Genomic DNA, 15,169 nt, shown 5'->3' on the forward strand with positions numbered 1-15,169 from the left:
ATGCACCGCCCTTAATGGCCCCGTACCCACAGTTCGTGCACTTGCGCCTTCGGGATGACGCAAATCGGCCGACAGGACAGCGTCCAGAGCACCTCCACGGCCCACGGTAGCAGCGCGGTACCCCGCGATCTTGTGGAACGTGGCTCGTGGCGGTCAGGCACGAACGTCGCCCGCCCACGGGGGCAGGTTCTCGGCGAACCCCGCACGTGCGGTCGCCGAGGTGGACAGGCGCCCTCATCGGAGTGCCGTCGTTGGCGGAACCGGTGCCGCCTCGCGCCCCGGATCAAGGCCGGTGGCCCATCCTGCCCGACAGGAGGGCGCAGCCCTCGCCGGTCCCTTTCATGAGCCACGCCGTACACCTCCAGGTCGCGGTTCCAGAGCACACGTCGCGCACCGGAGGCAGGAAGCGGGAACGGTGCGGACCACATCCCAGAGTTCACCCGACTCCCGGCGCGCGCCTCCGGCGGCCATCCGACGCTCCCGGTCACTGGGAACAGCCCTGCGGCGGCGCCCCCCTTCCGCAGGGGTTGAATCCACCGGTCATGGGACCAGTGGGCATCAAGCACCACTGCGGTACGGCAGCCCTCCCGTCGCTCGCCGCCCCGGTGCCGCATGTCGTCTTCGCGGATCTGCGAGAGACGCAACTCCGGGGACGGTGCGGAGAACGCGTCCAGGTCGTCGACGGACCCGATGGTGCAGGCGGGCCGGCCGTCACAGCCCTCTCAGGGCCCGTAGACGCCCCGCGATGTCCATGTCCACGGTCAGCAGAGGGCCCACACACTCTCGCTTGGTACGGAGGCAACTCAGCAAGGTGTCCCTGGGCGACGGGCAGCCGGGTACCCAGTGCGCGGCTCATGGCGGAGTCGGCGGCCCGCACCACATCACCGGCGGCGCTGTTTCCCCGTATCGCCGCCGTCAACTCCCCCACGGTTCGCCGAACATCACCCCACCGCTCGGCGAACCGTGCGGCCAGGAAGCCGTCCTGACCGACCGGCAGGAGGCGGGCGGCCGACGCTTCGGCCGCACGCCCCTTCGAGGGGCGCGGTACGCGGTGCCCCTCGACGACCGTCGTCTCCGAGCCGTCCATCGCGCGTAGTGCCGCCGCCGTCGTTTCCGGCAGCCCCGAATCGGCCAGCAGAGCCAGTTGGCTGTCCAGGACGACACCGGCCGCGCCACCAGCGACCGCGGCAGCCGCCGTATGGGGGCCGATGCCCCGCAGGCCCACACCGGGATGTCCAACTCGGCTTCCGCGAGCAGTTGTTGGAGCAGGATGAATGTGCTCAGCTCGCCGACTCTGCCGCCGCTCTCGGCGCCCCGGGCGATCAGCCCGGCGGCCCCGGCTCGGGCCGCCGCGAGCGCCTGCCCCAGGCCCGTGACCTCCACGAGTACCCGATGGCAGGCTGCTACGTCACCGACCCGCCACGCCGATTCGGCACCCAAGACAACGGTGTGAGGGCCGTCGCCGTCACACGTGGCGCCAGCGTTCGCGAGTTCATCGGGAGCGATGCGGCAGTACCCAGCCAGCCGGACCCCGAAGTTGCCCGGCGTCCAGCGCGTCTCGGGCCTGTCGGCCGCCGTCTCCCAGGTCGAGCACCCCGAGGCCACCGGCCCGGCTGACCGCGGCGGCCAGTCTGGCGTCCGGTCGGCAGAACGGGGTGATTCCGATGATCAAGTCTTCGCACGTACAGCAGACATGAGGGTTCTCCGAATGAACGGTGAAACTGCACGGTGGGGGGTCCACCTACGGCCGGTTCGTGCGCTCAAGCAGGCACGTGTGACGCGTACACGTGCTTTTCCGTTTCCATTGATGCGCTGTTTCTTTCGTGGCACTCCACAGACGGCGGCGAGGGGACTCTCGGCCGGGCGCCAACTCAGGCAGCGGCCGGTGCGCAGGCGTGGTTCGCCGCCACGAACCCGAAGACCGCGGAGGCGGCGATACTCGCTCCCGCGCCCGGATACGCGCGGCCCATCACGGATGCCGTGCAGTTGCCCGTGCCGTAGAGGCCGGCGACCGGTTTCCCGGCCGCGTCGAGGACCCGGGAGAACTCGTCGCAGAGAATTCCCCCGCTGGTGCCGATGTCGCCCGGATACAGGGCTACGGCGTAGAACGGCGGCTTGTGGAGGGGGCCCAGGCAGGGGTTCGGGCTGTGGGTGACGTCGCCGTGGTACTTCTCGTGGTCGCCCTCTCCGCGGTGGAAGTCCGCGTCGACGCCTTCCAGCGCGAATCCGTTGAAGCGTTCGACCGTCCTGACGAGTCCGTCGGCGTCGACCCCGCATTGGCGGGCGAGTTCTTCCAGGGTGTCGGCGCGCTTCATCGCGCCGCTGGTGATCCATTCTTTCGGGGTCCGGCCGGGCGGGGACATCCCGAACGGATAGTGGCTGCGATGCCGGGAGTCGACGACGAGCCAGGAAGGCACGGCACCGCCGACGTCCCGGTCACGGGCGTACATCCGCTGGCCTGCCTCCTGGTAGGCGACAGCCTCGTTGAAATAGCGGCGGCCCTCCGCATCGACGATGATGGCGCCCGGTTTGGTGCGTTCGGACAGGCACATGTTCGGGGCACCGTCAGGTGTGATCCACGAGGGCATCCACCAGGCCTCGTCCAGCAGATCCGTCGCCGCTCCGTGCGCCATGGCGATCCGGATCACCTCTCCCGTGTCGCCCGGGTTGGCCGAGGACCACCGGGTTTCGGTGGGCCGCCCCGGCGCGTACTCCTCGCGCATCTCCTGACTACGGGCGAATCCGCCGGCGGCGAGGAGCACGCCGTCACGTACCCGGACCCGTATGTCGTGCCCGCCCTGACGGACGACGGCTCCTACGACGCGGCCGTCCTCCACCACGAGGTCGGACAGCGCGGACTCCAGCCACACGGGGACGCCCCGCCGCAGCAGTACCTGGAGCAGCCGGGCGCTGAGGGCCGCCCCGTTGGTGACGAGGCGCTGCCCTCGGAGGCGGCCGAAGAGGGTGCGCAGCCCGACTCTGGCCAGGGTGGCGAGCCCGACCCGGGTCCTCATCAGCATCAAGTGGTGGGCCTCGCCGGTGTAGGCGTTGAGGCCGCCGGCGAAGCCGAGGCGGATCTTGTCCTGCCAGGCCCCGAGGCGCTTCTTGTCGAAGGCCTTCGTCTCTATCGACCTGCCACGCGCCGAACCGCCTTCGCACCCGCGGACACCGGAGTAGTAGTCGCTGTAGCCCTCGCAGCGCCGGAACTCCACGCCTTCGGCCTCCAGGAACCCGACCATCTCGAAACCGGCGTCGAGGTAGGCCCGCCTGCGGGCCGGAGACGAGGCCGGGCCCACGTCGCCGACGACGGTGTCGAAGTAGCGCAGCGCCGCGTCCAAGGTGTCGGGAACGCCCTCGCGTCGCATGAGCGGGTTTTGGGGCAGCCACAGCACTCCGCCCGACATGCAGGTCGAGCCGCCGAACAGGTCGGACTTCTCGATGACGAGCACGTCCTTGCCGAGCGCGTGGGCCCGCACCGCTCCCACGACGCCCGCGCCGCTGCCCACCACCAGGAAGTCGGTCGAGTGGTCCCAGCCGGTCATCGACCCGCCTCCTTCGTCGCCGGTGTGGCAGCCGTGTCCCGGGTGCCAGAGGACGCCCACCGTAGGGAATCGGGGATCGGGCGCCGCCGCCGCGCTCCCGGTGAGTGGAACCGGGTTCGGGGAGGGGTACGGACATCCGCGATCACCGAACCCCGTCCGGATCAGAGCCCCGTGGTCACCGTCTCCCGCCACGACAGGCAGCCACGAACCGGCGTTCCGCCAGATCTCCGTCCGGTACGGCGATCTCGTCGTGACCACGCGCTCAGCCGTACGCCTCCGGCCAGGACGTCGTACTGATCGGACCGCAAGCAGGGCACCGGCGCGAACGGTTTCGCGCTGTCGGGTTGGAGGAGGTCGCGGGCCGCCGCCATGGCCGTTCGGCGACGTTGGTCCGGTATTCGATCCGCACGGAGACGTCGAAAAGCGGGTTGCGCCGGCGGGCCACGTCCCCGACGGCATGCACTCCCCGCGCGGCCCGGCAGTGCTGGTCGCACACCACTCCGTCGTCGAGGGGCAGGCCGCTGTCCACCGGCCACTCGGTGTCGGGTACCGCGCCGATCGCAACAGTTACCGCGTCGCCTTCGACCGTCTCCCGTCCGCGAACCGCACCGCGCCGACGGTCGTCTCGACCACGGTCACCCCGCAGCGCAGCATCACCTCCCGGTCCAGGTGCAGATCGAGGGGGTTCTGCTGCCTCGGCCGGGAGCGGCGGACGCGATGGTGGTCGGCGTCCCCCACGAGGAACGGGGACAGCGCATCGGGGCCGTAGTGGTCCCCCTTGGACCCTGCTTGATACCAAGGGCCTACGGACCGCATCGCCGTGTGGGCCCAGTGCCGCGCACCACGACAGGAAAGGTGGTGCGTCGGGATATCGCGGTGGGGTCGAGCGGCGCGGAGTCGGCCGACCGCCCGGCACCACAGCGCATTCCGCCCACGGGTGACGGCCACCCACGGGCGGAAATGCCTCTTCGCCCTGCCTCGTCCGGCCCGGGACGGTCAGCTGTGCAGACCACCCGTGGCCGGCTTCCGGTACTGACGCATCAGCAGTCCGACCACCAGACCGACCAGGGCGACACCGGCGAAGATGAGGAACAGTCGCGTGTAAGCGGCCTCCGTGGAGAGCTGCGCCAGCGCACCGCTCTTCAGTTCGGTGTTCGACTCATGGCCGGGCAGGCCGACGTGCAGGACCAGCGGGTGGGTGGCCATCACCGCGGCCGCGACGGCCGTCGCGGTGGCGCTGCCGAAGCTGCTGAACACTCCGTACATCCCCGCACTGGCCCCCTGCTGTTCCTGCGGTACCGCCTCGATCAGCATGTTCGGCACAGTCCCCAGGAAGATGCCCGCACCTACGCCCAACGGGAGTGCACACAAGGCGAGTTGGAGCACACTGCCGTGGAAGTAGTACAGCAGCAGGCTGCCGAGGCCGAAGAAGAAGGCGCACGCGGCGGCCGGCAGCCGCAGCCCGAAGCGGGTGGCCGACCATCCTGTGAGTGGCGCGACCACCACATATAGCACGGACATGACAAGCAGGATCCGTACGGTGAACTGGAACAAGGTCAGGTTCAGTCCCGGCAGGTCGCCCTGGACCGAGAAGTACTGCTGGAGACTGGCGAGCGGCGCTCCGGACTGCTGTGCCGCCTGCTGAGCCGCGCCCGCGGCGACCTGCTGTTTGAGCGCGTCACCCGTCGCACCTCCCGGTCCTTCGGCGAGGTAACCCAGCAGATAACTCAAGCCCTGGGTACAGATGTTGAGCAGGAACGCCCACACCAGCAGCGACACGAGCCGTGGCGAACGCAGCAGGACGGGACTCATGATCGGCTCCGGGGTCCGGGTCTCCCACGCGTAGAAGAGCACCAGCAGCACCAGGCCGCCGATCAGCCAGGCGAGGGTGGCACCCTGTCCCCAACCCCAGTCGCTGCCCCGGCTGAGATAGATCAGCACCAGGCCGACACCGGAACCGAGTAGCAGCGTGCCCAGGTAGTCGAGCCGGGACCGCACGCGCAGCTTGCTCTCCGGCACCAACAACAGCATCAACAGGCCGGTCACGCCGGTGTACAGCGTGCAGAACCAGAACAAGGACCGCCAGCTGTAGTGGTCGGTCAACGCGCCGCCGGCGATCGGGCCGAGGACCGCGCCCATACCGGTGCCACCGCCCGCGACGGCGATCGCGACAGGGACCATTCGACGGGGCACCAGGTCACGTATCAGACCGTAGGAGATGACCAGCACGGGGAAGGCCAGCCCCTGGAGAGCACGGCCGACGAGCAGCGCCGTCCATGAGTGGGTCAACGCGTCCAGCGCGGAGCCGACCATCGACAGCAGCAGGCACACAAGGATGACCCGCTTCTTGCCGACCATGTCGGACAGCTTGCCGGCGACGGGTACGGCGACCCCGCCGACCAGTGCGTACAGCGTGTTCAGCCAGGCCAGTTGACTGCCGGCCGAGGGGAAGTCCGGTCCGATGAGGCGTACGGCCATACTGATGAACGTGTAGTGGAACGGGACGATCTCCGTCGCGGCGACGATCGCCAGGACGATCAGCAGGATACGGCGTGGTGACGCGTCCTCCAGACGCCCGGTGTCGACCTCCTCGGCCGACGCCGAGACGCTCGCGGGCCCGATTGCCATGTGTCTCTCCCTTCGCTCACCCGATAGGGCCCGATGGAGCCCGGTGGGAAATGACCACCATGGTCCTGAGCTTCGGAACGTAGGGCGCGTAGCGCTCCCGGCTACCAGGAGCGGTCGTATGCAATCGGTCCGACTGGGTTTCCGGTCGCCTGTAAGAACCTCCTGACGGAATACCGATCGGCGCCAATTCGAGGCTCGTGCACGAGCAGCGGGGGGCACGCCGTACCAGGACTACCTCCGCCGGACGGCCACGGGCGAGATCGAGACCTCGGGGTCAGCGTCCGTCCGTCACTGGCTCGTTCGAACACGGCGGTGCCGCAGCCCGGTCGCCGACCAAAACGGCGTCATGTCCGACACATGGCGGGTGAGCGAGCGGATCAGGCGATGAAGGTGATTCCGCCGTCCGCCCCGATCGCCTGGCCGTTGATGTAGCCGGATTCCTCGCTGGCGAGAAACACCAACAGCGGTGCGACATCGTCGTAGGGCGTGCCGAAGCGGCGGACGGGGCTGTGCGACCCGATCATCGCGGCTGCTTCACGTCCCTGTGCGGTCAGGTTGAAGGCGTCACTCCGGCCGACCGGAAGGAACGTGTTGGTGGTGATGCCGTACTGGCCCCACTCCTGCGACGCGACGCGTGTAAGAGCCATGACGGCGCCCTTGGCCATCGCGTAGGTCGAGAACCCTGGGCGAGGGCTGACCGCGGCACCGGACGCCGTGTTGATCACGCGGCCGTAGCCCCGCTCCTTCATGTAGGGCAGGCACTTCTGCATGAAGAGCATGCTCTGCAGCGGGCCGGTGCGGTACGCGGTCAACGCCTCGTCCTCGGTCGCGTTCTCCAGCAGGGCGTGCTCGTTGAGGCCGCCCTGCGCGATGTTCGCGAGGATGTCGACGGTGCCGTACTCCTGGATCGTGGCCTCCACGACGGCCTCGATCTGCTCCGCGACGCTGATGTCACACTGCACCGCGATCGCACGGCCACCCTTGTCGCGGATCTCCTGAGCCACGGCCTCAACCGCTTCACCGTTGATGTCGGTGACCACCAGCGAAGCGCCCTCATCCGCGAATCGTCGCGCGGCGCCTCCTCCGATGCCGCCGGCGGCACCGGTGACGATGGCTACCCGGCCGTCAAGACGTCCACTCATGTGTCCGATCCTTTCAAATCAGAGATGTTGCCGGCTGGCGAGAGCGCGGGAGCGCGCCGGACTGGGCGTGCGGTGAAGCTCCGCCTCTCATGGGATCCCTGCCAACAGTGTTGGCTGCGGAGGTGTCGGATACCTCCTCGCTCATGTCGAACGTCGCTCACACAACGGCGACGCCCACGCAGCGCGCCATCGCGGAACAGGCACACCGCCTGTTTCACGAGCGCGGCTTCTCGGGCACGTCGATCCGTGACATCGCTTCGGCCGCCGCCGTCGACCCGTCGATCGTCATGCGGCACTTCCACTCGAAGACGGAGCTGTTCGCGAGGGTGATCGGATTCGACGCCTACTTCACCCCACGGCTCGACGGTCCGCTCGAAACCCTGGGTGAGCGCCTCGTCGAATATCTCCTGGCCCCTGAACACGCGGAGATGCGGCGCACGTCTTGAGGGGGCCGACGCCATGACGCGCGCCTGGCTCGTCTCGGCACAGCTCATGGGCTTGGTCCAGACCCTGGACGCCGTCGAGCGCGAATCGTCCATCGGTGACAGGCGAAACCGCCTGGTCCGACTCTACGGCCCGGCCATTCAGCAGCTCATCACTCCGCACCACTGAACACGTGTGCCGCGAGCACGGCTCTGGATCTCTAGTTCCCAGCCGCCGGGTCCTCCTGCAGTGCGGGCCGAAAGATCCGGTTCGAGACCTTCACAACGCGCCCGGAATTCTCACCTGTGAACGCGGCATAGCGGGGATGGTCGCGGAATGCCTGGAACGCATCGGCACGCTGGTCCAGGCTCTCCCAGCGGAGCATCCAGGCGAACGTGGTCAGGGCATCGGGCCCGATCTCGGTTGTCCACGCGCCGACCAGGTGGAATCCGCATTCGCGCATGATCGGCAGGCCGAGGTTTTCGAAACTCTTGACGTATTCAGCGGCCCCGGCACCGAGAACCATCTGATACTCGCGCAATTCGTAGTACATTCACTGTCCTGACCTGGGGAATCGGGATCCTGTTCGTCGAACTTGATGTTGCGCCGACCGTTGATCCTGGTGTCGATATCGCTCTGGGACGACTCAGTGCAGTGCCTCGCCGCCGTTGACGAGCAGAGCCTGTCCGGTGACCACGCTGGAGAGCTGGTCGGAGGCGAAGAACAGGACGGACTTGGCGCACTCCCGCGTCGGCGGGATGCGCCGCTGCGGGATCATGTCCAGCACGGCGCTCTCGGTGGCCGCCCACGCCTTCACGTCCTGCTGCTTGAGCCGCTCGAAGCTGGAGCGCACGCTCGGTCCGTCCATGTAGCCGGGGACATGGGAGTTGACCCTGATGCCGTACTCGGCCACCTCCAGGGCGAGGGCCTGGGTGAGGGTGTACAGCGCGTTCTTCGAGCAGGCGTAGGCGAACATGCCGGTCTCGGGCACCCGCTGCGGCTTGAAGATGATGTGCGCCAGGATGTTGACGATCGAGCCGCCGCCCTGCTTCTTCATATGGGGCAGCACGAGTTGGCAAAGGCGGGCGCTGCCCCAGAAGTTGACCTCGAAGACGCCCCGCCAGGCGTCGAGGTCGGCGTCGCTCAGCATGCCGCGCGGACTGGCGTTGAAGGCGTTGTTGACCAGGCAGTCGACCCGCCCGAACTCCGCGACCGTTGCCTCGACCAGGTGCGCGCACTGGGCCGGGTCGGTGATGTCGGTCGGTACGGCGAGGACGGTGCCACCGGCCTCCTCGATCGTCTGCGCGCCGGCCCGCAGCCCGTCCTCCGAGCGGGCCGCCACGACGACCTTGGCGCCCTCCTGGGCGAGCAGCAGGGCACTCTCGTGGCCGAGTCCACCGACCTGCCCGGCGCCCGAGACGATCGCGACCTTGTCCTGCATGAGACCCGGCATGTCTGCCCTTCCGAGAGGAGTGCGGCTGGTCGGACTGGCCCAACTGGCCTGCTGATCAAGGGGTGATGACGGTGCGGATGCCTTCGCGGTCGTCGAACGACTTGAGGATGTCGTCCGCCGACAGCCCTATCCGGTGGGTGACCAGCCGGCCGACGTCGAGCCTGCCCGCCTCCGCCAGCCGGACGAGGCCTGGCAGATCGCGGTCGGCGTGGGTCTCGCCGGCGATCGAACCGGTCAGCCGCTTGCCGCTGCTGACGGCCTCCCAGCCCCCGAGGTCGAGCTTGGAGGTGCTGTCGGGCGCACCGACTGTCACGACGGTGCCGGCCCTGCGGGCCATCCGGTAGGCGCTCGTGATGGTGTCCACCCGGCCCACCGCCTCGAAGCTGACGTCCACCCCGCGACCACTCGTCAACTCCTGGACGCGCGCGACCAGTTCCTCGCCCGGTGCGGAGTCGAGCGCATCGGTGGCCCCGAGTTCCAGCGCGAGCGACCGCTTGGCCGCTACGGGGTCCACGGCCACGATCCGGACGGCGCCCGCCAGCGCGGCGGCCTGTACGACGGCCAGGCCCACCCCGCCCAGTCCGATCACCGCGACCTCGTCGCCGGGCCGCACCTTCGCCGTGTTGAACACCGCGCCGGCGCCCGTGGCCACCGCGCACCCCATGATGGCGAGCTGCTCGAACGGCAGGTCGGTGCGGACCGGCACGACGGAGAACTCGTGCACCGTGTTCATCTCGGCGAAGGAACCGAGGCCGCAGAACAGGGGAGCGGCACGGTCGCCGCCGAGCGCGTAACGCGGCGTCTCCCACAGCCGTACGCCCTCCGAGCAGAGGTAGGGAAGGCTGCGCACGCACCACCAACAGCGCCCGCACGACGGCTTCGTGGCGCCGATGACCCGGTCGCCGACGTGGACCCTGGTCACCTCGGGCCCGATCTCGACGACGGTGCCGGCCAGTTCGTGACCGAGCACCAGCGGCAGAGCGAAGGGCATCTCACCGGCGAGCACACTGTGGTCGCTGTGGCAGATGCCGCTCGCGCCGATCTCCACCACCACGTCGTGCGGGCCGGGCGGCAGGGCGGGCAGATCGGCGACCTTGAACGCGTCCACGGCGTCGGCGTATCCGACTCTCATCGGGGGACCTCCGGTCAGCCGGCCGCGTGGCCGCCGTCGACGGCGAACCAGGAGCCGTTGACGTAGCTCGACGCGTCGGAGAGGAGGAAGGCGATGGCCCGGGCGTACTCCTCCGGCTCGCCGAACCGGCGGGTGTAGAACTGTCCGTCGGCCTTCACGTCGAGCCACTGGCCCACGACGTCCTCGTCGCTCACGCCCTCGGCGAGGGCCTGTTCGTGCACCGCCTGGCGGGTGCTCTCCTTGTAGATCCAGCCGGGATGCACGGTGTTTACCCGTACGCCGCTGTTGGCGACATCCTTGGCGAAGGCCTTCGAGACGTGGGCGACGGCCGCCTTCATCGACGCGTAGGACGCGAGCCGCGTGTAGTAGTAACGGGCTGAGGTGGCAACGAGGTTGACGACCGAGCCCGCGCCGCGGGACTTCATCCGGGGCAGCACCTCGCGGCCCAGCCGGACGGCGGGCATCAGCACGTTCTCGAAGTGGAAGCGCCAGACCTCGTCGTCCTCGTACAACTGCGGGCGGTCGATGTTGGGGCCCACGGTGTTCACCAGCCCGTGGATCGGGCCGAAGTCCGACTCGACCTCCTCGACCAGCCGGGCGACCTGGCCGGAGTCGCCGAGATCCGCGACCACGCCGGTGGCCCGCACCCCGCCCTCGCGCAGCTTGCCGACGAGCTGATCGAGCGCCGCCGGGGACCTGGAGGTCAGCGCGAGCGCCGCGCCCTCCTCGGCGAGCAACTCCGCCGTGGCCGTGCCGACATCACCCGAAGCACCGCAGATGAGGACGACCTTGTCCCGCAGACCCAGATCCATTCGCTGCTCCGTGTTCCTGTGCCGTCAGCCGATAATTGAGTGTCCTCTATTGCGTGTTGTCTGCTGCTCGGTCGCCGCTCAGCGGGCGGGGGCTATCACGTCTCTGCCGTACGCGGCCAGGACCTCGCACGCCTCGGCGACGCTGCGGCCGGAGGTCCGCACGACGAACCAGGTGGCGCCCGCCTCGGTCAACTCGTCCAGATGCCGCCGGTGTTCGTCGAGCGACACCTGGCTCCGGACGGTGAGATCGGTCTGCTGCGAGTGCACCTGGATGTCGACCTCGTCCGGCGCGCGGCCGGCCTCGCGGAGCATCTGCCGCAGCTCGCCGACGGCCAGGGCCAGTTCCTTGGGCGTGGTCAGCGCGGTGGTGCGCGCGGTCCGGGCCGACTCCTCGCCCATGAGCAGCGGCGCCCATCCCTGGCCCGCACGCGCCACCCGGCGGCGCGAGTTGCGCCCGTTCCCGCCCAACCACACCGGTGGGTGCGGGAGTTGGACCGGACCCGGAACACTCGCCTGACCACGGGCGGTGAAATGCCGTCCCGCCAGCTCGAAGGCGTCCCCGGCCCACAGCCCGCGCAGCACGTCCAGCGCCTCGTCGAGCAGCGCCCCGCGCTCCTCGAAGTCGATCCCGAGCGCGCCGAACTCGGAGCGCAGGTAGCCGCTTCCCGCACCGATCGTGAGCCGGCCGCCGGAGAGCCGGTCCACGGTGGCGACCGCCTTGGCCATCAGGAGCGGATTGCGGTACGGCAGGACGAGGAGGTAGGTCAGCAACCGGATCCTGGTCGTGGTCGCGGCGCAGAAGGCGAGCGCGGCCAGGGGGTCGAGACTGGCATGGCCGCCGCTGCCGAGCCACTTGCGCGAGGGCGCCGGGTGCTCGGTGAAAGCGACGGCGTCGAAGCCCGCCTCCTCGGCCGCCCGGGCGAACGCCGCCATCCCCTCGCCCTGGAGCAGCTCAGGGTCGCAGCCGGGCTGCCCGACGGGGTGTTCGGCGGTGAAGCGCACCAGTACTCCTCGATCTCGGAATAGAGTGCATTTAATTGGTTGCCTCGGTCGACCGTAGCAGGCAGTTGTCCGGCATGGAACCGGACTGCTGCTATTGATTACCCTTTATCCATCGGGCAGGAGGAGTCTCGTGGGAGTTCGCGGGCTTGATCGCGGGGAACGTGCCGCGCTGATCATCAACGAGTGCCAGAACGCCATGATCAACGAGGAGTTCAGCCACAACGGCGGTCTGGTCGACGAGATCGCGACGCGAGGCGTCCTCGGGCGGATCGCGGCGCTGGCCGACGCGTTCCGTACCGCCGGGGCGCTGGTCGTGCACTCGACCATCGTGCTCAGGCCGGACGGAGTCGGTACCGCCATGCCCTGCCTGCTGCTCGCCGCCCTCGCCAAGCGCGCCACCTGTGTCGAGGGCAGGCCGGACGCCGAGATCCACCCGGAACTCACCCCGCACGACGGCGACTTCGTCCTGCGCAGAGTGCACGGTCTGTCGCCGTTCCACGGCACCGAACTCGAATCCGTACTGCGTCAGCGTGAGGTCCGCACGGTCGTGGTCGCCGGGGTCTCGACCAACATCGGCATCCCCGGCACCTGCCTGGAAGCGGTCAACCGCGGGCTCGCGGCCGTCGTGCCCGAGGACTGCGTGGCCGGCAGCTCACGGGAGATCCACGACTTCCAACTCGCCCACATCATCCCGCTGTTGGCGACCGTCAGCTCGGCGGAGGAGGTCGTCGCCGCTCTCCGACAGCAACTCTCTCCGGCCCTTCCAGGCGGAATCGACCTGCCCCGCACCGACCCACCCTCGCACCCCCGGACATCCGAGTAGTAGTCGCTGTAGCGCTCACAGCACCGGACCTCCGTCCCCTCGGGCTCCAGGAAGTCGACCATCCCGACACAGGAGTCCATGTAGGCGAGTCTGTGTGCGGGCGACGAGGCACGTCCCACGTCGCCCACGATGGTGTCGCAGTACTGAGCGCGTCGACGGCCGAGTCGGGGACGCCCCCTTAGGGGTGTCGCCCCAAGGGCCACACGCACCGTTCCCGCTCAGTGGAACGCCACGCCAGGCATCGTCCTCAACAACCGCGCCACCGGGTCCTCGCGCGGAGCAACGGTGTCGTCAAGCGCGCTCAGGACGCACGCCTGGTCTTGAGGCAACCGGGGACAACTCCCTGCGGAGATGGCGCTGGGGGCACAGGTCGAGACAGAGGAGTTCCCGCGCGGCCAGGAAGCGCAGGCAGAGCCCGTTGGCGGGTCCCTGAGCGGTGCCGAGTTGCCCGTACCGGGACGGTCGCAAGCCCGCGAGGCGGTCCGGGGTCAGGGCTCGTGGGTCACCGGCGCCCGCCACATCGCGACGATCGCATCGACGAGGCCGCTGGCGGTGTCCTGCCAGGTCGGGCAAACGGCGCGGGTGTCGTCAGCGAGGGCTCGCTCTCGCTCGACGGACATCTGCACGATCAGGTGCCGCGTCATGTCGGCCCGTTCGGCTCGCACCTTGTCGGGCAGATGAGGCACACAGCGGTTCAGGCCCTCCTCCAACTGCACCAGCGTCGGGGATGCGCCGTAGAACTCCTCCTCCGCGATCACGTAGAGGGCGGGGTCGGCCGTGACCTGGGCGATGAACCGGGCGTACCAGCTCGGGCACCCGAGGTCCTCCAGGTGCTGGGTGACGGGGCCGACCGAGCAGTCCACCCAGTCGCGCAGCTCGGCCGAGTCGCCGATGGCGTCCAGCATCCGTACCCGAATGGTCTCGATGGGCTCAGCGTGCCTCCGAACCAGCGCCCGCACCAGGTCGACCTTGGTGCCGAAGTGGTAACTGACGGCGGTGTTGTTGCCCTGGCCCGCGGCCGCGCTGATCAGACGGTTGCCCACCGCGTAGACCCCGTGCTCGGCGAACAGCCGCTCGGCCGCCGCCAGGAGCGCCTCGCGGGTCCCTCTGGCCCGCTCGTCCCGTCTGGTACCGCTTGCCATCATCACCACCTGTCAGGATCGTGCCACCAAGGGCCGATCCGTGGTCGTGGACCGTCAGCCCAAACTTAAATCATCCGATTGAATCCCGTCCAGTGGGCCCTCCGGAACCTCACCCTCCCCGTACCGTGGTGGACATGACGGGAAGAAGTATCCGCGAGGAACAAGTCCGGGCGACCCGGGAGTTGATCCGGAACACGGCGGAGCGTCTGTTCGCGGAGCACGGTGTGTACGCCGTGTCGAACCGTCAGATCAGCGAGGCCGCGGGCCAGGGCAACACAGCCGTGGTCGGGTATCACTTCGGCACCAAGGCGGACCTGGTGCGCGCCATCGCCCGTCATCACACCGAGCGGCTGGGAGTGGTGACGGCGCGGCTGCTGGCCGAGACCGGCGATTCCACCGAACTCCGCGACTGGGTGTCCTGCCTGGTGCGGCCAACTCCCGCATACCTGGCGGAGTTGGGCAGCCCCACGTGGTTCGCACGATTCTCCGCCCAGGTGATGGCCAACCCCACACTCCACGAGATCCTGGTCGACGAGACTCTCAACGCCCCGGTCTGGCGGCAGATCCTCGACGGACTCCATCGCTGCCTGCCCGACCTGCCGGCCGAAGTACGCTCGGAGCGCACCGCCATGACCCGTCACGTGATCCTTCAGATGTGTGCGGAACGGGAGCGCGCCCTCGCCGTCGGCACCCCCACACCGAGACCCGACTGGCACGAGGCCGCCACCGGCATGGTGGACGCGATCGTCGGCCTCTGGACGGCACCGGTCACCGAGGTGGCCTGACACGCGCCCTGCCCGCCAATAGCGTCTCCGTAGCCCGGCGACGGAGGACCGATCCGCGGGATCCGCCCCTCGGCGGGGCACTGCCGGCCGTGCCGACCGCTCCTGCGGTCACCGACACCGTTTCGGGCACCCGCACGCTCGACATCGCGATCCCCTCGGCGCCGCCCACGAACAGCGCCGCGCTCCGCAGGCCCAGATCGGGCCCTGTTGGACAACACGCTCGTTCGAAGGTTCTGACGTCGCTGCCCGCCGCCGACGTCAGGACCGCCGTTCTGATGATCGCCC

15 protein-coding genes are annotated in these 15,169 nt (G+C 69.2%); 5 read left to right on the forward strand and 10 right to left on the reverse strand.

What is annotated here, in order from left to right:
• Positions 1 to 811: 811 nt before the first annotated feature.
• Positions 812 to 1,096 carry a hypothetical protein gene (locus AB0M63_RS17755; RefSeq protein ID WP_366020009.1) on the forward strand — a complete coding sequence of 95 codons (285 nt, stop codon included), beginning with the start codon at positions 812 to 814 and terminating at the stop codon, positions 1,094 to 1,096.
• A 775-nt stretch (positions 1,097 to 1,871) separates the two neighbouring features.
• Here AB0M63_RS17755 and AB0M63_RS17760 read toward each other — a convergent pair.
• The 4 genes from AB0M63_RS17760 to AB0M63_RS17775 form a co-directional block, all read right to left on the reverse strand.
• Positions 1,872 to 3,542, reverse strand: a complete 1,671-nt coding sequence (locus AB0M63_RS17760) for an FAD-binding protein (protein WP_366020010.1) — start codon at positions 3,540 to 3,542, stop codon at positions 1,872 to 1,874.
• Between the two features lie 262 nt (positions 3,543 to 3,804).
• Complete coding sequence (locus AB0M63_RS17765) at positions 3,805 to 4,188, reverse strand: FAD-dependent oxidoreductase (RefSeq protein ID WP_366020375.1); 384 nt, start codon at positions 4,186 to 4,188, stop codon at positions 3,805 to 3,807.
• Between the two features lie 350 nt (positions 4,189 to 4,538).
• Entirely contained in the window at positions 4,539 to 6,170 is a 1,632-nt protein-coding gene (locus AB0M63_RS17770) for an MFS transporter (RefSeq protein ID WP_366020011.1), read from the reverse strand.
• Positions 6,171 to 6,547: 377 nt separating this feature from the next.
• Positions 6,548 to 7,312 carry an SDR family oxidoreductase gene (locus AB0M63_RS17775; protein WP_366020012.1) on the reverse strand — a complete coding sequence of 255 codons (765 nt, stop codon included), beginning with the start codon at positions 7,310 to 7,312 and terminating at the stop codon, positions 6,548 to 6,550.
• A gap of 89 nt (positions 7,313 to 7,401) precedes the next feature.
• Between AB0M63_RS17775 and AB0M63_RS17780 the strand changes: the two genes are divergently transcribed.
• Both AB0M63_RS17780 and AB0M63_RS17785 read left to right on the forward strand, forming a co-directional pair.
• Positions 7,402 to 7,758 carry a TetR family transcriptional regulator gene (locus tag AB0M63_RS17780; protein ID WP_366020013.1) on the forward strand — a complete coding sequence of 119 codons (357 nt, stop codon included), beginning with the start codon at positions 7,402 to 7,404 and terminating at the stop codon, positions 7,756 to 7,758.
• 13 nt (positions 7,759 to 7,771) lie between these two features.
• A complete protein-coding gene (locus AB0M63_RS17785; protein ID WP_366020014.1) occupies positions 7,772 to 7,924 on the forward strand; it encodes a hypothetical protein in 153 nt (50 codons plus the stop codon).
• 31 nt (positions 7,925 to 7,955) lie between these two features.
• Here the strand turns inward: AB0M63_RS17785 and AB0M63_RS17790 are convergent, their stop codons facing one another.
• The 5 genes from AB0M63_RS17790 to AB0M63_RS17810 all read right to left on the reverse strand — a co-directional run bounded on the left by AB0M63_RS17790 (position 7,956) and on the right by AB0M63_RS17810 (position 12,134).
• Entirely contained in the window at positions 7,956 to 8,288 is a 333-nt protein-coding gene (locus AB0M63_RS17790) for an NIPSNAP family protein (RefSeq protein WP_366020015.1), read from the reverse strand.
• Positions 8,289 to 8,381: 93 nt separating this feature from the next.
• Positions 8,382 to 9,188 carry an SDR family NAD(P)-dependent oxidoreductase gene (locus tag AB0M63_RS17795; RefSeq protein ID WP_355901594.1) on the reverse strand — a complete coding sequence of 269 codons (807 nt, stop codon included), beginning with the start codon at positions 9,186 to 9,188 and terminating at the stop codon, positions 8,382 to 8,384.
• Positions 9,189 to 9,243: 55 nt separating this feature from the next.
• A complete protein-coding gene (locus AB0M63_RS17800; RefSeq protein WP_366020016.1) occupies positions 9,244 to 10,320 on the reverse strand; it encodes a zinc-binding dehydrogenase in 1,077 nt (358 codons plus the stop codon).
• A 14-nt stretch (positions 10,321 to 10,334) separates the two neighbouring features.
• A complete protein-coding gene (locus AB0M63_RS17805; protein WP_366020017.1) occupies positions 10,335 to 11,132 on the reverse strand; it encodes an SDR family oxidoreductase in 798 nt (265 codons plus the stop codon).
• A gap of 78 nt (positions 11,133 to 11,210) precedes the next feature.
• Positions 11,211 to 12,134 (reverse strand): LLM class F420-dependent oxidoreductase, encoded by a 924-nt coding sequence (locus AB0M63_RS17810; RefSeq protein ID WP_366020018.1) that lies wholly within the window; start codon positions 12,132 to 12,134, stop codon positions 11,211 to 11,213.
• Positions 12,135 to 12,264: 130 nt separating this feature from the next.
• Between AB0M63_RS17810 and AB0M63_RS17815 the strand changes: the two genes are divergently transcribed.
• Positions 12,265 to 12,957 carry a cysteine hydrolase gene (locus tag AB0M63_RS17815; RefSeq protein ID WP_366020019.1) on the forward strand — a complete coding sequence of 231 codons (693 nt, stop codon included), beginning with the start codon at positions 12,265 to 12,267 and terminating at the stop codon, positions 12,955 to 12,957.
• 488 nt (positions 12,958 to 13,445) lie between these two features.
• Here AB0M63_RS17815 and AB0M63_RS17820 read toward each other — a convergent pair whose 3' ends face one another.
• On the reverse strand, positions 13,446 to 14,099 hold the full coding sequence (locus AB0M63_RS17820) for a TetR family transcriptional regulator (RefSeq protein WP_366020020.1): 654 nt from the start codon (positions 14,097 to 14,099) through the stop codon (positions 13,446 to 13,448).
• A 134-nt stretch (positions 14,100 to 14,233) separates the two neighbouring features.
• Between AB0M63_RS17820 and AB0M63_RS17825 the strand changes: the two genes are divergently transcribed.
• A complete protein-coding gene (locus AB0M63_RS17825; RefSeq protein ID WP_366020021.1) occupies positions 14,234 to 14,884 on the forward strand; it encodes a TetR family transcriptional regulator in 651 nt (216 codons plus the stop codon).
• The last annotated feature ends 285 nt before the right edge of the window (positions 14,885 to 15,169 follow it).

It is taken from the genome of Streptomyces sp. NPDC051576, assembly GCF_040681835.1.
Classification (GTDB): domain Bacteria; phylum Actinomycetota; class Actinomycetes; order Streptomycetales; family Streptomycetaceae; genus Streptomyces.

Excerpts from the sequence above, each read along its gene's own strand:
- AB0M63_RS17775 (WP_366020012.1), bottom strand. The coding sequence starts at position 7,312 with ATGAGTGGACGTCTTGACGGCCGGGTAGCCATCGTCACCGGTGCCGCC.
- AB0M63_RS17770 (WP_366020011.1), bottom strand. The coding sequence starts at position 6,170 with ATGGCAATCGGGCCCGCGAGCGTCTCGGCGTCGGCCGAGGAGGTCGAC.
- AB0M63_RS17805 (WP_366020017.1), bottom strand. The coding sequence starts at position 11,132 with ATGGATCTGGGTCTGCGGGACAAGGTCGTCCTCATCTGCGGTGCTTCG.
- AB0M63_RS17795 (WP_355901594.1), bottom strand. The coding sequence starts at position 9,188 with ATGCCGGGTCTCATGCAGGACAAGGTCGCGATCGTCTCGGGCGCCGGG.
- AB0M63_RS17820 (WP_366020020.1), bottom strand. The coding sequence starts at position 14,099 with ATGGCAAGCGGTACCAGACGGGACGAGCGGGCCAGAGGGACCCGCGAG.
- AB0M63_RS17785 (WP_366020014.1), top strand. The coding sequence starts at position 7,772 with ATGACGCGCGCCTGGCTCGTCTCGGCACAGCTCATGGGCTTGGTCCAG.
- AB0M63_RS17790 (WP_366020015.1), bottom strand. The coding sequence starts at position 8,288 with ATGTACTACGAATTGCGCGAGTATCAGATGGTTCTCGGTGCCGGGGCC.
- AB0M63_RS17760 (WP_366020010.1), bottom strand. The coding sequence starts at position 3,542 with ATGACCGGCTGGGACCACTCGACCGACTTCCTGGTGGTGGGCAGCGGC.
- AB0M63_RS17825 (WP_366020021.1), top strand. The coding sequence starts at position 14,234 with ATGACGGGAAGAAGTATCCGCGAGGAACAAGTCCGGGCGACCCGGGAG.
- AB0M63_RS17780 (WP_366020013.1), top strand. The coding sequence starts at position 7,402 with ATGGGATCCCTGCCAACAGTGTTGGCTGCGGAGGTGTCGGATACCTCC.
- AB0M63_RS17800 (WP_366020016.1), bottom strand. The coding sequence starts at position 10,320 with ATGAGAGTCGGATACGCCGACGCCGTGGACGCGTTCAAGGTCGCCGAT.